General features: G+C 47.2%; 12 protein-coding genes. 1 reads left to right on the top strand and 11 read right to left on the bottom strand.

All coding sequences use genetic code 11. The features are described 5' to 3' along the window. Window positions 1-227: 227 nt before the first annotated feature. Both icd and citZ read right to left on the bottom strand, forming a co-directional pair. Complete coding sequence (gene icd, locus MHI37_RS08620; RefSeq protein ID WP_076336137.1) at window positions 228-1,523, bottom strand: NADP-dependent isocitrate dehydrogenase; 1,296 nt, start codon at window positions 1,521-1,523, stop codon at window positions 228-230. 123 nt (window positions 1,524-1,646) lie between these two features. Next, window positions 1,647-2,759: a citrate synthase gene (gene citZ / locus MHI37_RS08615; protein ID WP_076336138.1), complete on the bottom strand. Its 1,113-nt coding sequence runs from the start codon at window positions 2,757-2,759 to the stop codon at window positions 1,647-1,649. Window positions 2,760-3,065: 306 nt separating this feature from the next. Between citZ and MHI37_RS08610 the strand changes: the two genes are divergently transcribed. Continuing rightward, complete coding sequence (locus MHI37_RS08610) at window positions 3,066-4,613, top strand: Ppx/GppA family phosphatase (RefSeq protein WP_076336139.1); 1,548 nt, start codon at window positions 3,066-3,068, stop codon at window positions 4,611-4,613. Here MHI37_RS08610 and ppk1 read toward each other — a convergent pair. From ppk1 to MHI37_RS08565, 9 genes are all read right to left on the bottom strand, one after another. Beyond that, the gene (ppk1, locus tag MHI37_RS08605; protein WP_076336140.1) at window positions 4,585-6,651 is read right to left on the bottom strand and encodes a polyphosphate kinase 1; all 2,067 of its coding nucleotides are present in this window, start codon (window positions 6,649-6,651) and stop codon (window positions 4,585-4,587) included. The genes MHI37_RS08610 and ppk1 overlap by 29 nt on opposite strands. A 230-nt stretch (window positions 6,652-6,881) precedes the next feature. Next, window positions 6,882-7,274: an FxsA family protein gene (locus tag MHI37_RS08600; RefSeq protein WP_076336141.1), complete on the bottom strand. Its 393-nt coding sequence runs from the start codon at window positions 7,272-7,274 to the stop codon at window positions 6,882-6,884. A 32-nt stretch (window positions 7,275-7,306) separates the two neighbouring features. Continuing rightward, window positions 7,307-7,774, bottom strand: a complete 468-nt coding sequence (locus MHI37_RS08595; RefSeq protein ID WP_076336142.1) for a thioesterase family protein — start codon at window positions 7,772-7,774, stop codon at window positions 7,307-7,309. A gap of 315 nt (window positions 7,775-8,089) precedes the next feature. Then, window positions 8,090-9,844 carry a pyruvate kinase gene (gene pyk / locus MHI37_RS08590; protein ID WP_076336143.1) on the bottom strand — a complete coding sequence of 585 codons (1,755 nt, stop codon included), beginning with the start codon at window positions 9,842-9,844 and terminating at the stop codon, window positions 8,090-8,092. 94 nt (window positions 9,845-9,938) lie between these two features. After that, window positions 9,939-11,009 (bottom strand): acetyl-CoA carboxylase carboxyltransferase subunit alpha, encoded by a 1,071-nt coding sequence (locus MHI37_RS08585; RefSeq protein ID WP_076336144.1) that lies wholly within the window; start codon window positions 11,007-11,009, stop codon window positions 9,939-9,941. After that, a complete protein-coding gene (accD, locus tag MHI37_RS08580) occupies window positions 10,999-11,868 on the bottom strand; it encodes an acetyl-CoA carboxylase, carboxyltransferase subunit beta (RefSeq protein WP_076336145.1) in 870 nt (289 codons plus the stop codon). Before accD ends, MHI37_RS08585 begins: the two co-directional genes overlap by 11 nt. Window positions 11,869-11,908: 40 nt before the next feature. Continuing rightward, window positions 11,909-12,100, bottom strand: a complete 192-nt coding sequence (locus MHI37_RS08575) for a hypothetical protein (protein ID WP_053374720.1) — start codon at window positions 12,098-12,100, stop codon at window positions 11,909-11,911. A gap of 95 nt (window positions 12,101-12,195) precedes the next feature. Continuing rightward, window positions 12,196-12,687, bottom strand: a complete 492-nt coding sequence (locus MHI37_RS08570) for a phosphatidylglycerophosphatase A (protein WP_076336252.1) — start codon at window positions 12,685-12,687, stop codon at window positions 12,196-12,198. A gap of 202 nt (window positions 12,688-12,889) precedes the next feature. Continuing rightward, the gene (locus tag MHI37_RS08565; RefSeq protein ID WP_076336253.1) at window positions 12,890-16,495 is read right to left on the bottom strand and encodes a DNA polymerase III subunit alpha; all 3,606 of its coding nucleotides are present in this window, start codon (window positions 16,493-16,495) and stop codon (window positions 12,890-12,892) included. Between the last annotated feature and the right edge of the window lie 92 nt (window positions 16,496-16,587).

Below are 16,587 nucleotides of genomic sequence, written 5' to 3'. Positions count from 1 at the left end.
ACTGAGCTTGGATCGCTTTTCGTCCCTGCGGGACACGCTTTACGCTTGCTTATGCAGGAATTGTCCCGGGGCGGGACCCCATTCCCTTTCAAGAGCAGGAATTTGTCCCTGCGGGACGCTATTCCCCTTAAGAGAAGGAACCAAGTCCCTGCGGGACTTGATTCCTTCCTTGGATGGGGGTTAGTTTGCCCCCCTACTTTAAAATAAATAATGATTGGATTATTGGACTACATGTTTTTGATGATTTCGTCTGCAAATGCAGAACATTTAACTTCTGTTGCGCCGTCCATTAGACGAGCGAAGTCATAAGTAACGGTTTTGTTGTGGATCGCTGCTTCCATACCTTTATAGATAAGGTCAGCCGCTTCCTGCCAGCCTAGGTGCTCAAGAAGCATTACGCCGGAAAGGATTACGGAACCTGGGTTTACTACGTCAAGGTCAGCATATTTTGGTGCTGTGCCGTGAGTTGCTTCGAAGATTGCATGGCCAGTTAAGTAGTTGATGTTCGCTCCTGGAGCGATACCGATACCGCCAACTTGAGCAGCAAGAGCATCAGACAGGTAGTCGCCGTTAAGGTTCAATGTTGCGATAACATCGAAATCAGTAGGGCGAGTAAGTACTTGTTGCAATGCGATATCTGCAATAGCGTCTTTAACGATTAGCTTGCCAGCTGCTTCTGCATCTTTTTGTGCTTGGTTTGCAGCGTCAGCGCCTTCTGCTTCCTTAATGCGATCGTATTCACCCCATGTAAAGGTTTCGTTAGCGAATTCTTGCTCAGCCACTTCGTAGCCCCAGTTTTTGAACGCGCCTTCTGTGTATTTCATGATATTGCCTTTGTGTACAAGGGTAACTGATTTTTTGCTGTGCTTGATTGCATATTCAATCGCTGCGCGAACAAGACGCTGTGAACCTTCTTTGGATACTGGCTTGATGCCGATACCGGAAGTTTCAGGGAAACGGATTTTGTTGGCACCCATTTCGTTTTGCAAGAACTCAATTACTTTTTTCACTTCTGGAGTACCTTCTTGGTACTCAATTCCTGCATAGATATCCTCAGTGTTTTCACGGAAAATGACCATGTCAACAAGCTCAGGGCGTTTTACAGGAGAAGGTACGCCAGTGAAATAACGAACTGGACGCAAGCAAGTGTACAGATCAAGCTCTTGACGAAGAGCAACGTTCAAAGAACGGATACCGCCGCCGATTGGCGTAGTCAAAGGTCCTTTAATAGCTACAATGTACTCACGAATTGCTGTCAAAGTATCAGCAGGCAACCACTCGCCGTACTCGTTGAATGCTTTTTCGCCAGCAAATACTTCGTACCAAGCGATTTTTTTCTCGCCGTTATAAGCTTTTTCTACCGCTGCATCTAGTGCGCGTTTCGAAGCCTTCCAGATATCGCGGCCTGTACCGTCACCTTCGATGAAAGGGATAATTGGGTTGTTAGGCACCGAAAGTACGCCGTTATCAATTGTGATTTTGTCGCCTTCTGTTGGAAGCGCGAATTTTTCGAACTGAGCCATGAATGAAATCCTCCTTAGAATTGTATCTGCCGTGTAGGCAGATATGAGTTAGTATGATGTAGTGTTGGTATACGAGAACGAACTGCTTGTTCACTCCCTTACCATTGTAACTTATTTTAGCGATTAGCGCTGCTCGATCGGAATGTACTTCACATTAACCGGTCCAACATAATCCGCACGCGGGCGAATCAAACGGTTATTTTCATATTGCTCAAGAATATGTGCGCTCCAACCGGATAAACGGCTAATCGCAAAAATCGGTGTAAACAGGTCGCGTGGAATTTCAAGGTTCGTGTATACGGATGCAGAATAGAAGTCAACGTTAGGCTTCAACCCTTTTTGACCCGTAACCAGCTCTTCAATCTTGATCGACATCTCGTAAAGCTCCAAGTTGCCTGTTAGCTTGCCAAGCTCGCGGGACATTTTTTGCAAATGCTTCGCGCGTGGATCGCCGTTTTTGTAAACGCGGTGACCGAAGCCCATAATTTTGACCTTGTTCGCAAGCGCATTGCTAATATAGCTCTCTACATTAGCTGTAGATCCGATTTCTTCAAGCATAACCATAACCGCTTCATTCGCACCGCCGTGAAGCGGTCCTTTCAAAGCGCCAATCGCAGAAGTTACGCCCGAGTAAATGTCCGACAACGTTGCAACCGTAACGCGTGCTGCAAATGTCGAAGCATTAAGCTCGTGATCAGCATGAAGAACGAGTGCTTGGTCAAGTGCTTTAACAGCGACCTCAGCAGGCTCGTTTCCAGTTAGCATGTATAGGAAGTTATAAGCGATCGAAACGCCTTGCTTAGGGGCAATTGGCTCAAGACCTTGACGAATCCGTGCAAAAGCAGCAATAATCGTAGGCAGCTGAGCTTGCAATTTAATTGCTTTCAATTGATTCGATTCAGGAGACATATCGTTCGCAGAGCTATCGTACAAAGCAAGACTTGAAACCGCTGTACGAAGAGCAGCCATCGAGTTTGTATCTTTTGGATATAGCTTGATTTGATCAAGCACGCCTTGCGATACTGCCGCATATTGATCTAATTGCTTCTGCAGTCCGCTCAGCTCGGAACGATTAGGTAATTTACCGTACCACAGCAGATATGCGACCTCTTCAAAAGTAGCGTTTGCTGCAAGATCGTCAATATCAATACCACGGTATGTCAGTACGCCATCAATAATCGAGCTGATGGACGAAGCCGCGGCAACAATTCCTTCCAGACCTTTAGTTGCTGTCATCGTTCTCTCTCCTTTAACTTGCGTATTATTAACATTAATAGGGATTCAATATTTGTACCATCCTTCTTATCATAAATGATTTGGACCGTGAAGTGAACAAATACGGACATAAAAATGCTTTATCGGCATTATTTTTATTTTTATCGCTTTTAATTTCACCACATCGTATCGTATGCTCCAGCTGCATTTTTCCCAATTAGCTCTGAATTTAGCCGCATTACAAACTATTTTTACAGAATCGAATATAATGGTAAAATGTCAACAGGAGAATTCAAAGAGCAAAATTTGCCGTATTGGAGGCGCTATATGACAGAACAACGCATCGGGATCATTGACATAGGCTCCAACTCCGTACGATTAGTAGTGTACGAGCGGACAGCAAATGGTGCTCATCGTGTGGCCGATAGCAGTAAACGGCCTGCTAGACTAAGCGAGCGTATCGACGAGAACGGCTGTCTCCCTGGGACAGCAATCGACGAATTAATTGACACGCTTATTCATTTTACCATGATTTGCACACATAATCATACAAGCCATATTAGAGCAGTCACTACGGCCGCTGTTCGCAACGCTAACAATCGTTCAGAAATTCTTGAACGCATCAAAGCCGAAACTGGGCTTATCATTGAATTGCTCTCCGGGGAAGATGAAGCATCCTATGGCTTCCTTGGCATGATAAACTCACTTGACGTTCAGGACGGGCTCCTTATTGACATCGGCGGCGGAAGCACCGAGCTATCCTTATTTCGCAATCGAGTTATCGTCCGTTCGATATCCTTTCCGTTTGGCTGCGTCAGCCTCAACAAGCGCTTTGGCGCAAAGGGGTTGCTGCTGGATGATGATTTGAAGCTGCTTGAGAGCTTTGTTGCAGAAGCCATACGAAATGAGCCATGGATTGGGGAAACGCCAGGACTGCCGCTCGTAGGTATAGGAGGAACTGTCCGTGCGCTGGGCAAAATGCACCAAGCAGCGTATCATTATTCATTTCCGCAAACGCATAACTATCCGATAATCGGCGAGCAGGTCGACGAGCTGTTCCACCAAATCCGCAAGCTGCCGCTGGACAAAAGACGCAAGCTGCCGGGCTTGTCCAAAGATCGCGCCGACGTTATCGTTCCCGGCGTAGCGATACTTCGGGTTTTGTTCCGCGCATCCAAGGCTTCTTATTATCGCATTTGCGGAGCTGGGCTGCGTGATGGATTGTTTCATGCTACAAGGTTTCCTACACATCCAAAACTTGACGATGTGTTGAAATATAGTCGTACAAATTTAATTGCACTGCATCCGTCTGCGCCTAAGCAGCATGTGCTGCAGGTGAATCGAATAGCACTTGAGCTCTACGATGTGCTGAACTATATTCATCACATGCAGCCCCGAACGAGGATACTTTTCAATACGGCCTCGCAGCTGTTTCGGATCGGCGCATCGATCGATTATTACGAATACGCGAGACACTCGTTCTATCTTGTTATCAACTCGCAGCTGAACGGACTCACGCACAGAGAAATCATTATGACGGCGGCCATCGCTTCCTACAAAAGCAAAGGCCGGACTCGCCAGCATATATCCGAATATAAGGAGCTGCTGAACGAATCCGACCTTGATACTATTTATAGGCTGGGTGCTTTGCTGCAGCTAGCTGCAGCATTAGACCGAACTGAAACACAAGCAATTGCACAGCTGAATGTCCAAGTAGATAGCAGCCAGCTGATTCTAAAACCTATTCAGCCCCGCGGAACGCTCGCTGTCGAGCGGCGCGAAGTAGAAGAGCTCAGCTCTGAGTTCAAGAAGCTGTGGGGAGTAGCGCCAATATTGAATTATGCTGCTACGCAAGTCCCTTCCACGACGAAATAACCTTTGCCTCGAACTGACTGCGGAACGGCTGCTTATCAGCACTTGAAATGTGTTCATAAGTACCGTTCGGCTGCAGCTCGCGCGCCTTGACATTATCATTAATATTAAGCTGGAGCATATTGATCAATACTTGTCTTAGAGACGGATCGAACACTGGACACATCAGCTCTATTCGCCTTGTCAGGTTGCGTGTCATCCAGTCCGCGCTCGAGAGATATACATCCTCTTCCCCGCCGTTATAGAAATACATAATCCTCGCATGCTCTAGGAATCGGTCTACAATACTTATCACCTGGATATTTTCACTGCGCTCTGGCACACCTGGACGCAGGCAGCAAACTCCGCGAACGATCAGCACAATCTTCACGCCCGCTTGCGAGGCCTCATAGAGCTTGTCGATGATCTCTTGGTTCGATAAGGAGTTCATCTTCGCAATAATGCGCGCAGGCTTGCCCGCTATCGCATTCAAGCGTTCCCGATCAATAAGGCGGTACAGCTTCTCCTTCAAATCCGACGGGGCTACGCCAAAAGCCTTCCACTCATACGGACTGGAATATCCTGTAACTTCATTGAATAAAGCGGAGGCATCTCCGCCAATAATAGCATGTGAGGTAAACAGTCCAATATCCGTATATAATGTAGCTGTGCTGTCATTGTAGTTGCCAGTCCCGACATGAACATACCGCCGAAGCGTGCCCTGCTCCCGCCTGACAACCAGCAAGATTTTTGCATGCGTCTTTAGGCCGACTAAGCCATAGACCACGTGACAGCCTGCTTTCTCAAGCTGACGCGCCCAAGCAATATTGCGCTCCTCGTCAAACCTCGCCTTCACCTCTACAACGACCGTAACCTGCTTCCCCGCTTCGCCTGCCTTTGCAAGTGCCTGCACGAGCGCTGATTGCCCGCTGACGCGGTATAGCGTCATCTTGATCGCCAGCACATCGGGATCATAGGCAGCCTGCATGACAAAATCATTCACCGCATCAAAAGATTCATAAGGATGATACATGAGCACATCCCGCTGGCGTATAACCTCAAACATGTCATCGGTTTCATCAAATTCTCGCGGATAAACAGGCTCAAGCTTTTCATGACGCAAATTATCGTTGCCTGGCACGGCGGCTGCGAATTTCATTAGAAAGCTAAGGTCAAGCGGACCATCCATTTCGAATAAATTGTCTTCTATTTCAAGCTCCTCTGTGAGCATTTCAAGTGCATAGGGGTGCATCCCCTTTGCAACCTCTAGCCTGACGGGAATTCCCCAGCGGCGCCTGCGAAGCTCCTTCTCGATCTCCTCGAGCAGATCCTCAGCATCCTCCTCATTCAGCGTAATATCAGCATCCCTAGTTAAACGGAATGGATTAACGGAGAATGGGATATAGCCGTTAAACAGCGTGTCAATAAACTTTTCAATCAATTCCTCTAGAAGCACAAACTCTGTTTTCTTGCTGTTTATTCTCCCTGGAACTGGAACGACTCTTGATAAAATAGACGGAACCTGCACGATCGCAAACAACGGCTCCTCCTCTGACGAGCCGCCATCCTGTCTAAGCAGCACAGCCAAATATAGCTCCTTCGTATGTACGAGCGGAAACGGTCTGCTTTGATCGACAGCCATTGGCGTTAGCACAGGAAATACAATTTCATGAAAATAGTCCGAAACCGCCTTTGTCTGAGCTATGTTAAGCTCATCAATTGAACGAATAAATATCCCTTCGCGGCTTAAGCTGCGAAATACATCTTTGTATGTACGATATTGATCATTTACCATCTGTGTTGCACGCTTAATGAGCCTTTTCCAAAGTCCCGATGGCGTATATCCAGTGAAATCGGTTTTTGACAAACCGGCTCTCATTTGCATTTGTATGCCCGCTACACGTACGCTCATAAATTCATCCAAATTACTTGAGACGATCGCCAAAAATTTAGCTCTCTCTAGTAATGGATTGCTTAAATCCTGAGCCTCCTGGAGGACCCTACGGTTGAATTCAATCCAACTTAAATCACGATTTACATAGTTGGACAAAAGCTTGCTCATTTCTCACGCCTCCTGAGTAGTTATACATAGTAATCCCTCTCTCTAAGCTTACGCACCTGTTTAAATATCAAGAATGGTTCGTTCGCGAAGGAGCTGAGGATACACACGCAGCTCCAATAGGCAGTATGAGCACATAGCTCATCGCCTTAGCGAGAGATATAGGATGTCTGTCTAATTATGAAGCATGACTATTATTCCCATGTTAACCTTTTGTAAAAGGAACGTAAATATTAGAACCTGCCGATTCTAAAATTACCGTTTTTAATACGCTTCTCAATCCAGTTCAGCATGACTTGACGGTAAAAGCTACGTGTTATCGGGATAAGCAATGTAATGCCTATAATGTCGGATAAAAATCCAGGCATAAGCAATAATATACCGCCAGCGAGCACACATAATCCATCCAATAGCGACTGACCGGGAATTTGACCGGCTTGCATTTGGCGCTGCGCTTCTCCCCAAACCTTACGTCCTTCCGCACGGGCCAAATAAGCGCCAGCAAGCCCCATAATGATCAGGATAAAGAAGGTGTTCCACCCGCCAATCCAGCTGCCGACCTGAAACATACCCCAAATCTCGATTATAGGTACAACAATAAAAACAGCCAAAAGCCATTTGTGCATGATTTGTCCTCCTTAAAGTTTGCGTAGCAAACTTACTTCGTAAGCATGAGCTCATATAGCTCCGGCATTGCTTTATTTAATCGTACTGCCTGCCACTGCGTATTCACCCACACATGCTTAGTTCCGCCCTCCACCAGCAGCTCACCTGGCATCAGCTCGCTTGCAGCAAGCTCTGATGCATGAAAATCCTGGGCAGCAACCCTTCTAATCTGTGACTCAAATGATACGCGAACTGGCGAGCACTCCGCTATTCGCGTACAGACAACAAGCGTATCGTCATAACGAGCAGGAAGCACATAACGGCACTGCAAGTCGACAACTGGCAAAAGCAGACCTTTATCTTCAAGGCTTTTATAATCATAGCCAGCATTTCTAATCCATTCAGTTCGTCCAATTTCAAACCAAGTTACATAATTCCCGTGAAAAACAACGCCCATTTGATCCGTCTCCTGATATCGAACACGAATCGGATGCATGAACCATTGAGAAACTGACAGCATGAAATTTCCCCCTTGCAGCAGATAACCACTAACTGCCACCCTATGACAGATGAACAAAAAGCGACGGTGAGAGCACCATCGCTTTAGCTATTATATAAGTTGAATTAGAAATTTACGTTTTGGGCGCTGCGCGAGTAGATCATTCTTACGATCGCGGTTGCAGCCAGATTCTTTGATTTTGTTAGACATGTAATCGGTAAGAATTTGACTGCAAAGGCGAACACTTCGTTTCTCCAGAACGATCTTCTCGCTTCGCTTTAACTTCATTTTTCAAGTTCAACTTATATACATTATATTTATTTGAATATAGGTTAATTACAGAACTTTTGATTGTCCGTGATAGATAACGCCGGTTTCACCATAAATCGTTACTTCCATGCCATCCTGAAGGAAATCAGTTGCGTTCGCAATGCCAAGAATAACTGGGATTCCAAGGTTAAGACCAACAACAGCTGCATGGCTAGTAATACCGCCTTGCTCCGTAATAACCGCTCCAGCTTTCTCGAATGCAGGCATATATTCTTTGTCTGTCGAGATCGTAACTAGAATAGAGCCTTCAGTTGTTTTTGCAATAGCTTCTTGCGGCGTGCGAGCAACAACGATTTTACCGATTGCCGTTTGGCTTCCGATACCTTGACCCTGTGCCAAAAGCTCGCCAATATGGTGAATTTTGATCAGGTTCGTTGTTCCAGCGCGGCCAATAGGAACGCCTGCAGTAATTACAACCGTGTCGCCAAGACTTAGGAAGCCTGTACTCATGCCGCCTTTAACTGCATTTTCGAACATTTCGTCCGTGGTGGACGCCTCAGGACCAAGTACCGCGAACACACCCCAAATGAGTGAAAGACGACGCAATACCTTCTCATCTGTTGTTACAGCAATAATTGGAGATTTAGGCTTGTACTTCGCTACCATACGGGCAGTAAAGCCGCTTTGTGTTGAAGTAATGATCGCTTTCGCACCAAGATCAAGAGCCGAGTTAGCAACAGCTTGGCTGATTGCTTCCGTAACTGATGTTTGCTGTGCGTTTGCTTGTTTTGTGAAAATTTCACGGTATTCCAAAGCTGCTTCTGCGCGCTCAGCAATACGAGCCATCGTTTGTACAGATTCAGTTGGGTAACGTCCAGCTGCAGTTTCGCCCGAAAGCATGATTGCATCTGTACCGTCAAAAATCGCATTGGCAACGTCACTCGCTTCAGCACGAGTTGGACGCGGGTTGCGCTGCATGGAATCCAGCATTTGAGTTGCTGTAATTACCGGCTTACCTACGCGATTACCTTTTTTAATCATATTTTTTTGAACGAGCGGCACTTCTTCAGCGGGAATTTCAACGCCAAGGTCGCCACGCGCAACCATTAGACCGTCAGAAACTTCTAGAATTTCATCTAGATTGTCTACGCCCTCTTGGTTTTCGATTTTAGAAATAATTTGGATATGACCTGCATTGTGACGCTCAAGAAGCTCACGAATTTCAAGTACATCACTTGCTTTACGTACGAAAGAAGCAGCGATAAAATCTACGCCTTGCTCGATGCCGAATACGATATCATTAGCATCCTTCTCCGTAATACCAGGCAATGAAATTTTTACGCCAGGTACGTTAACACCTTTTTTGCTTTTAATCGGACCGCTGTTTACGATACGGCAAATAATTTCTGTGCCTTGTACTTCTTCAACCGTCAATCCGATCAAACCATCATCAATCAGAATAGTTGAGCCAACGCTCACATCATTCGGAAGGTTGTTGTAAGTAATAGGAACACGATTGCGATCACCTAGAATATCCTCTGTAGTAAGCGCAATGATGTCGCCTTGATTTAACTCAATAGGCTCTTCCTTCAGCTTGCCAAGACGAATTTCAGGTCCTTTCGTATCAAGCAAAACAGCTACTGATGTACCTAGCTCTGCATTGGCAATACGAATATTTTTGATTCGGTTGCCATGCTCTTCAAAATCTCCGTGGGAGAAGTTAAGACGGGCAACGTTCATGCCTGCATGGATTAGTTTCTTTGTGTTTTCCAACGATTCGCTGGATGGACCGATCGTACAAACGATTTTTGTTTTACGCATGTTAGGTTTCCTCCGTATATTGCCTGAGATTCTATTCTATACTGACATGACACCCCACTGCTTGTACAGTGAAATAATCAATTTTACACATAATTTACTTAACGTTAGGTATCGCTTCGGTCTCTAGCTGGTGCGCCCGCTCCAGTTTGTCCGCCGCTTCGCCATTATTCACATCGTTAGCAGGCGCAATTGTAGCTACAACTGGCTGCTCGACGATTTTAAAATGGCCTATCTTGCGGAATTTATGATAACGATCTTCAATAAGCTGCTCCGCACTCATTTTCATAAGCTCCTGCAAATGCTGCCATAGCTTATCCTTAATTTGCTCCGCTTGGAAAGCCAAATCTTTATGAGCACCACCCTGAGGCTCTACTATTATATCCTCAATAACGCCAAATTCAAGCAAATCCTTGGCTGTTATTCTCATAGCTTCTGCAGCCTCATCTGCCCTGGATGCATCCTTCCACAATATCGATGCTGCTCCATTTGGAGAAATAACGCTATAAATAGCATTCTCCAGCATTAATACACGGTTGCCTACGCCAAGTGCTAAAGCACCACCGCTTCCGCCTTCGCCAATTACGATACATAGGATAGGCACGCCGAAGCCGGCCATTTCTCGCAGATTGCGTGCAATCGCTTCCGATTGTCCACGCTCCTCAGCAGTTTTGCCCGGATAAGCACCCTTCGTATCAATAAATGTAATGATGGGACGCTTGAACTTATTTGCTTGCTCCATAAGTCTCAGCGCCTTCCGGAAGCCCTCAGGATGAGGGCTTCCGAAGAAACGGGCAATATTCTCACGTGTATCTTTGCCGCGCTGATGACCGATTACAGTAACAGGAACACCATTTAGCTTAGCAAGTCCGCCAACGATAGCAAGATCATCTGCAAACAAACGATCTCCATGCAGCTCCATAAAATCCGCAAATATCTCTTGAATATAGTCAAGCGATGTTGGACGCTGATGATGGCGTGCCATATGCATTTTTTGTGCTGGACTCAGCTCGCTGTACAGCTCTTCCTCGAGCTGCTTGCACTTCTGCTCCAGACGCAAAATTTCTTCAGTGAAGTCGATACCCTTCTCCACGCTTAAGGTTTTCAGCTCTGTAACCTTCTGCCGCATATCGTTAAGCGGTTTTTCAAAAGGCAGCTCACCCGCCATAAGATGTTTCCTCCTTCACGCAATGCATGTCAAGCAGCTTCGCTAACGTAGGCTTCATATCTTTGCGGTGTACGACCTTATCCAACTGGCCGTGCTGCAAATTAAACTCGGACGTCTGGAAATCATCCGGCAGCTTCTGACGAATGGTTTGTTCAATAACAATCCGTCCAGCAAAGCCGATCAGCGCTCCAGGCTCGGCCAAATTATAATCGCCTAAGCTCGCAAAGCTTGCCGATACACCGCCTGTAGTAGGATCGGTGAAAATCGAAATAAACAAACCACCTGCGCTTTGAAATTTGGAAAGCGCAGCGCTTGTCTTAGCCATTTGCATCAAGCTCAAAATGCTCTCCTGCATACGAGCGCCGCCCGATGTAGAGAAAATAAGAAGCGGCAGTTGCTTCGCATGAGCCGCTTCTATCGCTCTTGTTATTTTCTCACCAACGACCGATCCCATACTGCCCGAGAAAAAATCAAAGCTCATAACCGCTACGACGACAGGAAAACCGCCAATTTCGCCTTCACCTGTAATAACAGCATCGCGAAGATTAGACTTACTCTTCTGCTGCTCCAGCTTGCTGGCATAACCGGGGAAGTTTAACGGATCAACGGATTCCATATCTGCATCATATTCGATCAAATGCCCCTCATCGAGCGTCAATGCAATACGCTCCCATGCATTAAGCCGATGATGATGGCCGCAAGAGGAGCATACCTTTAAATTCTTTTCCAACTCTTTGCTGTACTGAATCGTGCCGCATTTGGAGCACTTATTCATCAAGCCCTCAGGAACTTCACGCTTGCGCGGCTCCGAAGGTAATGTCGCATATTTCTTCTTTGTAAATAAATCTTTTATTTGCACGTGTGACACCTCTCAAGGCGCAATAGTATAGAGCAGTCCATCATAGTGGCCGCATAATGGAGTTGAATACTTCTTGAACTTCCTCCAACTCGCCAGAGGGAACTAATATCTCGTATTGCTGTTTTGACAAATTGACGGAGCGGATTTTCACCAAAAACCCTTCTTCCGTTAGCCGCTTCTTGATGTTATCAGCGATTTTTGCTGTTGGTGCAATATAAATGACCGTCCACATCATGGTACCTCCTGAAAACTTTGCTACCGCAAAGTTAACTTTCTAAGCATAGCTATCCCGGTAACAGGCCATATGATCTCATAATGATACCATAGTCAGGGCGAATTCGGCAAATAATATTGGATTGCTTTCGGGTCCTGATGAGCAATTCTAGCCGACGCAGCAGCAGCTAAACCAGCGACTAAGTCATCAAGAAACACATGAATTCGCTCGCCCTTCACATTCAATTGACGGATAATGCCGGGTTTTACTTTATCTAAATATCCGAAGCTGGTCAATCCGATCATGCCATATACATTCGTAATGCCAAGTGCCAGCGTCTCATCGACACCATAAAGCGACTCGTCATTTTCCATAATGGATTGCAACGGCTCCGGCAGCAATTTTTGCTCTGCTAATTCATCAAGAGCAATGCCGGTATACATGACATACTGGACCTCTCGTTTGGCAAGTACAGCTCTGACGCTTTCCTCGCATTCTTCCATAGTCAAATCACCGTTATAGGGACGCTGCAGTGAATAGACAATTTCCGTTACATCGTTGATCGAAACCCCGCGCTTCAAGAGCCATTTCTCGATACCTGTCATAGCACTCATCCCTCTCGTAACTGCTTGTACGTATATCTTGGAATCAATAGCGTGCGCAAATGACAGTGTCCTAATATCGAAGCTTGTGCCTGCAAGCCCCCTTGCCATCGTCACTTGTATCTCTAAACATATGCACAAACAAGCCCTGATGTGCATAAGAAATACAATTGTTTCCTCGACTATACGAGAGAGGTACGCTGAATTACTTGATAACGATCGTGCCTTCGCCCAAAAGCTCCTCAATTGCTGCTATCAGCTGCGGCGAGGGCTTCACACGGTAGCTGCTGCTAAGCGCGATCGACTTTTTCCCCCGCATGTAGAACAGCACGGTATCGTTCTGACCGCTATGTCCCGCCAGCAATCGTTTCAGCTTCTCCAGTACGGCAGGCTCCTCGTTCTCTGCAATGATCTTGATATATGCGCGCTGCGGCTTACTCTCGGCTGCTGCTATGCGCTCCGGCCGCTTCTCTCCCGAGTGATTGCCCTTGCCGAGATTGCCGCTGCCCTGCACAGGTTCCTTGGCGGCTGCAGCGCTTGTGGCAGAGCTTCCGCCCGACGATCGAGCTGCTCGTGCTTGCGCCTGCTTCTGAAGCCGGATTACCTGCTCCGCCAGATTGGATTCATCACGTTCAATCGGAATACAATCCTCAACGATGAGCTTGAAATCATCATCCTGCTGCTGAACCGTTGCTTGTATGACCACTAAACCACCTTTTTCGAGCTTGCTGCCTATTCGCTTCCACGTGGTTGGAAATACGACAGCCTCAACACGCATAATGCGGTCCTCGAGCTCAAGGAAGCCCATCGCATGACCTTTTTTATTCGTAAAGGGCTTAAGCGATACAATCATAACGCCAATAATAGCAATTGCGCCATCCTTCGCATCACTAAGCTCAACCAGCCGATCCAGCGATAGCGGAGCAAGCAGCTCCTCGGTGCTATCCAGTGGATGTCCTGACAAATAAAGGCCAAGCAGCTCTCGTTCGAAATCAAGTTTTTGATCGCTCGTGTAGGGTCTTATATCCGGCAGCTCCACGTCCCAGTTTTGAACTTCATCCAGGCCAAACATCTCAAGCTGCAGCTCCTCGCGCTCTTTGCGCCACTTCACAGCAGCATCGACTGTGTCCTCAAGCGCGCCAAGCAGTTGAGCTCGATGCCCAGGCAATGAATCTAAAGCACCCGCTTGAATAAGCGATTCCAGCACTCGCTTGTTCACTACCCGCAAATCCACACGCTGGCACAGATCAAGCATGCTTTCAAAGGGACGATCCCCGCGTTCTTTCATCAGCGCTTCAATGGCTTGTGTACCAACATTTTTGATCGCTGCCAGCCCGAATCGGACCGCATTCTCCACGGGCGTAAAGGACACGCTGCTTTCGTTCACATCCGGCGGCAGAACAGCTATTCTCATCCGGCGGCATTCGTCTACGTACTCGGCTGTTTTGCGCTGGTTGCCAGTCACTGAAGCTAGCATGGAAGCCATGAAAGGAACAGGATAGTTTGCTTTGAGCCATGCGGTTTGGAAGGCAAGCACGCCATAGGCTGCTGCATGCGCCCGCGGGAAGCCGTAATCGGCAAACCGAACAATCATATCATAGACATGATTGGCATCAACCTCAGAATACCCCTGTGCAATGCTTCCCTTCACAAAATGAGCCCGCTCCTCGTCGAGCACCTCGCGCTTTTTCTTTGAGACAGCTCGGCGCAATAAATCCGCTTCACCTAGCGAGAAGCCAGCCATTAAAGAAGCAATTTGCATAATTTGCTCCTGATAAACAATGATGCCGTAAGTGTCTGACAAAATAGGCTCAAGCGACGGATGAGGGTACTCAACCGTTACAAGTCCATGCTTGCCTTGAATATATTTCGGAATAAACTCCATCGGTCCTGGACGATATAACGCAAGGACTGATACGATATCTTCGAACTCCGTAGGCTTCAATTCCTTCAAGACTCGCCGCACACCGGAGGACTCCAGCTGGAAGATGCCTGTCGTTTCGCCTCGGCTAAGCATTTCGTAAGTTGCAGGATCAGCGTCGCTAATCTTATGGAAGTCAATCGTCTTTCCATACTGCTCCTTCACAGAGTCCAGTGCTCTCTCTAATATCGATAGCGTACGCAAGCCTAGAAAGTCCATTTTGAGAAGCCCAATTGCTTCTAAATGCTCCATAGAATATTGGGTAAGCGGAATATTCTCGCTGCCGGCTTGAATCGGCGTGTAATGGGTAAGCGGCTCTTGCGAGATCACTACCCCAGCAGCATGCGTAGATGCATGTCTAGGCATGCCTTCCACCTTGATGGCCATTCGAAGCATAGCTGCTGTCTTCGGCTGACGCTCGCTTGCTTCGCGCAGCTCGCTGCTCATCCGAAGCGCTTCTTCAAGCGTAATGCCCAGTTGATTGGGGATAAGCTTCGCAGTACGATCCACCTCTGCAAACGGAACGCTCATCGCCCGTCCCACATCACGAACGGCAGCCTTAGCTGCCATCGTGCCAAACGTAATAATTTGGGCGACATGTTCATCGCCATACTTGGCTGCGACGTAAGCGATTACCTCGTCACGCCGTTCATCATTGAAATCGATATCAATATCCGGCATGGAAATCCGTTCAGGATTTAGAAATCGCTCGAACAACAGCTTGTATTTGAGCGGGTCAACATCTGTAATACGAAGCGTATAGGCGACCAAGCTGCCAGCAGATGAGCCCCTTCCTGGTCCTGTTCGTATGCCGCGTTCATGCGCAAACCGGACAAAATCCCAAACAATCAAAAAATAATCGCTGAAGCCCATGCTTTCAATGACCGTGAGCTCATATTCGAGTCGCTCCTCTGCCTTCTGCTTAACCGCTTCATCAGCCGCCCAATCAGGGAGTCCGGCATATCTGGCGATCAAGCCGTCTCGGCACAATGTCTTTAAATAGTCGGAGGAGCTCATCGCAGACGGTACCGGTCGGAACACAGGGAGAGCAGCGCGGCCCAGCGTTAGCTCGAGCTCACATTTTTGTGCAATTTCAATCGTATTTGCCAAGGCTTCCGGCACATGGCGATACAACAATGCCATTTCTTCAGCGCTTTTCATATACAATTGATCGGTTTGCATGCGCAGTCTATCCGTATCCTCAGTCGTCTTGCCTGTACCAATACATATCAATACATCCTGTACAGCAGCATCCTCTGCTTGCAGATAATGAACGTCATTGGTCGCTGCAAGCTTAATGCCAGTCTCAGTTGCAAGCTTTATCATTTCGATATTGACCTTTTTCTGCTCCAACATCCCATGATCCTGCAGCTCCAAATAAAAATCATCACCAAAAATATCTTTATAGCGCAAGGCGCTGCGCCTTGCTTCATCCGACCGGTCATTCAGCAAATGCTGGGATACCTCGCCGCCTAAGCAAGCGCTCAAACAAATGATCCCTTCCGAATACTCCCTCAACACCTCTAAATCAACGCGCGGCTTGTAGTGAAAGCCTTCCAGATGGGCTATCGAGCTTAGCTTCATGAGATTTCGGTAGCCGGTCTCGTTTTTGGCGAGCACAATCAAATGATAAATCGGGTTGTCCTTGCGAGAGCCTTTCTCAAAGCGTGATCCGCTCGTCATATAGAGCTCGCAGCCGATAATCGGTTTAATTCCCTGAGCCCGGCATGACCGATAAAAAGGGATTGCACCGTATAGAGCGCCATGATCGGTAAGCGCAAGCGCCTTCATCCCAAGCTCCGCCGCCCTCGCCGTAAGGTCACGGATTCTAGCTGCGCCATCGAGTAAGCTGTATTCGCTGTGAACGTGCAAATGCACGAATGATTGTATGTTTTGGCCGCTCATTGCATCCGTTCCTTTCCGCTTCGTCCAAATAAGTTAACTCTATTTTATCATAATAGCAGTGGACACGCCCATAGAAT

This window comes from Paenibacillus sp. FSL H8-0548 (genome assembly GCF_038630985.1).
Lineage (GTDB): Bacteria > Bacillota > Bacilli > Paenibacillales > Paenibacillaceae > Pristimantibacillus.
Note: the sequence above shows the minus strand (reverse complement) of the source record. Positions and strands in the feature narration are given on the sequence as shown.

What these genes read in the sequence shown, in the direction of transcription:
- icd (WP_076336137.1), bottom strand. Translation starts at nt 1,523, where the DNA reads ATGGCTCAGTTCGAAAAATTCGCGCTTCCAACAGAAGGCGACAAAATC.
- citZ (WP_076336138.1), bottom strand. Translation starts at nt 2,759, where the DNA reads ATGACAGCAACTAAAGGTCTGGAAGGAATTGTTGCCGCGGCTTCGTCC.
- MHI37_RS08610 (WP_076336139.1), top strand. Translation starts at nt 3,066, where the DNA reads ATGACAGAACAACGCATCGGGATCATTGACATAGGCTCCAACTCCGTA.
- ppk1 (WP_076336140.1), bottom strand. Translation starts at nt 6,651, where the DNA reads ATGAGCAAGCTTTTGTCCAACTATGTAAATCGTGATTTAAGTTGGATT.
- MHI37_RS08600 (WP_076336141.1), bottom strand. Translation starts at nt 7,274, where the DNA reads ATGCACAAATGGCTTTTGGCTGTTTTTATTGTTGTACCTATAATCGAG.
- MHI37_RS08595 (WP_076336142.1), bottom strand. Translation starts at nt 7,774, where the DNA reads ATGCTGTCAGTTTCTCAATGGTTCATGCATCCGATTCGTGTTCGATAT.
- pyk (WP_076336143.1), bottom strand. Translation starts at nt 9,844, where the DNA reads ATGCGTAAAACAAAAATCGTTTGTACGATCGGTCCATCCAGCGAATCG.
- MHI37_RS08585 (WP_076336144.1), bottom strand. Translation starts at nt 11,009, where the DNA reads ATGGCGGGTGAGCTGCCTTTTGAAAAACCGCTTAACGATATGCGGCAG.
- MHI37_RS08575 (WP_053374720.1), bottom strand. Translation starts at nt 12,100, where the DNA reads ATGTGGACGGTCATTTATATTGCACCAACAGCAAAAATCGCTGATAAC.
- MHI37_RS08570 (WP_076336252.1), bottom strand. Translation starts at nt 12,687, where the DNA reads ATGACAGGTATCGAGAAATGGCTCTTGAAGCGCGGGGTTTCGATCAAC.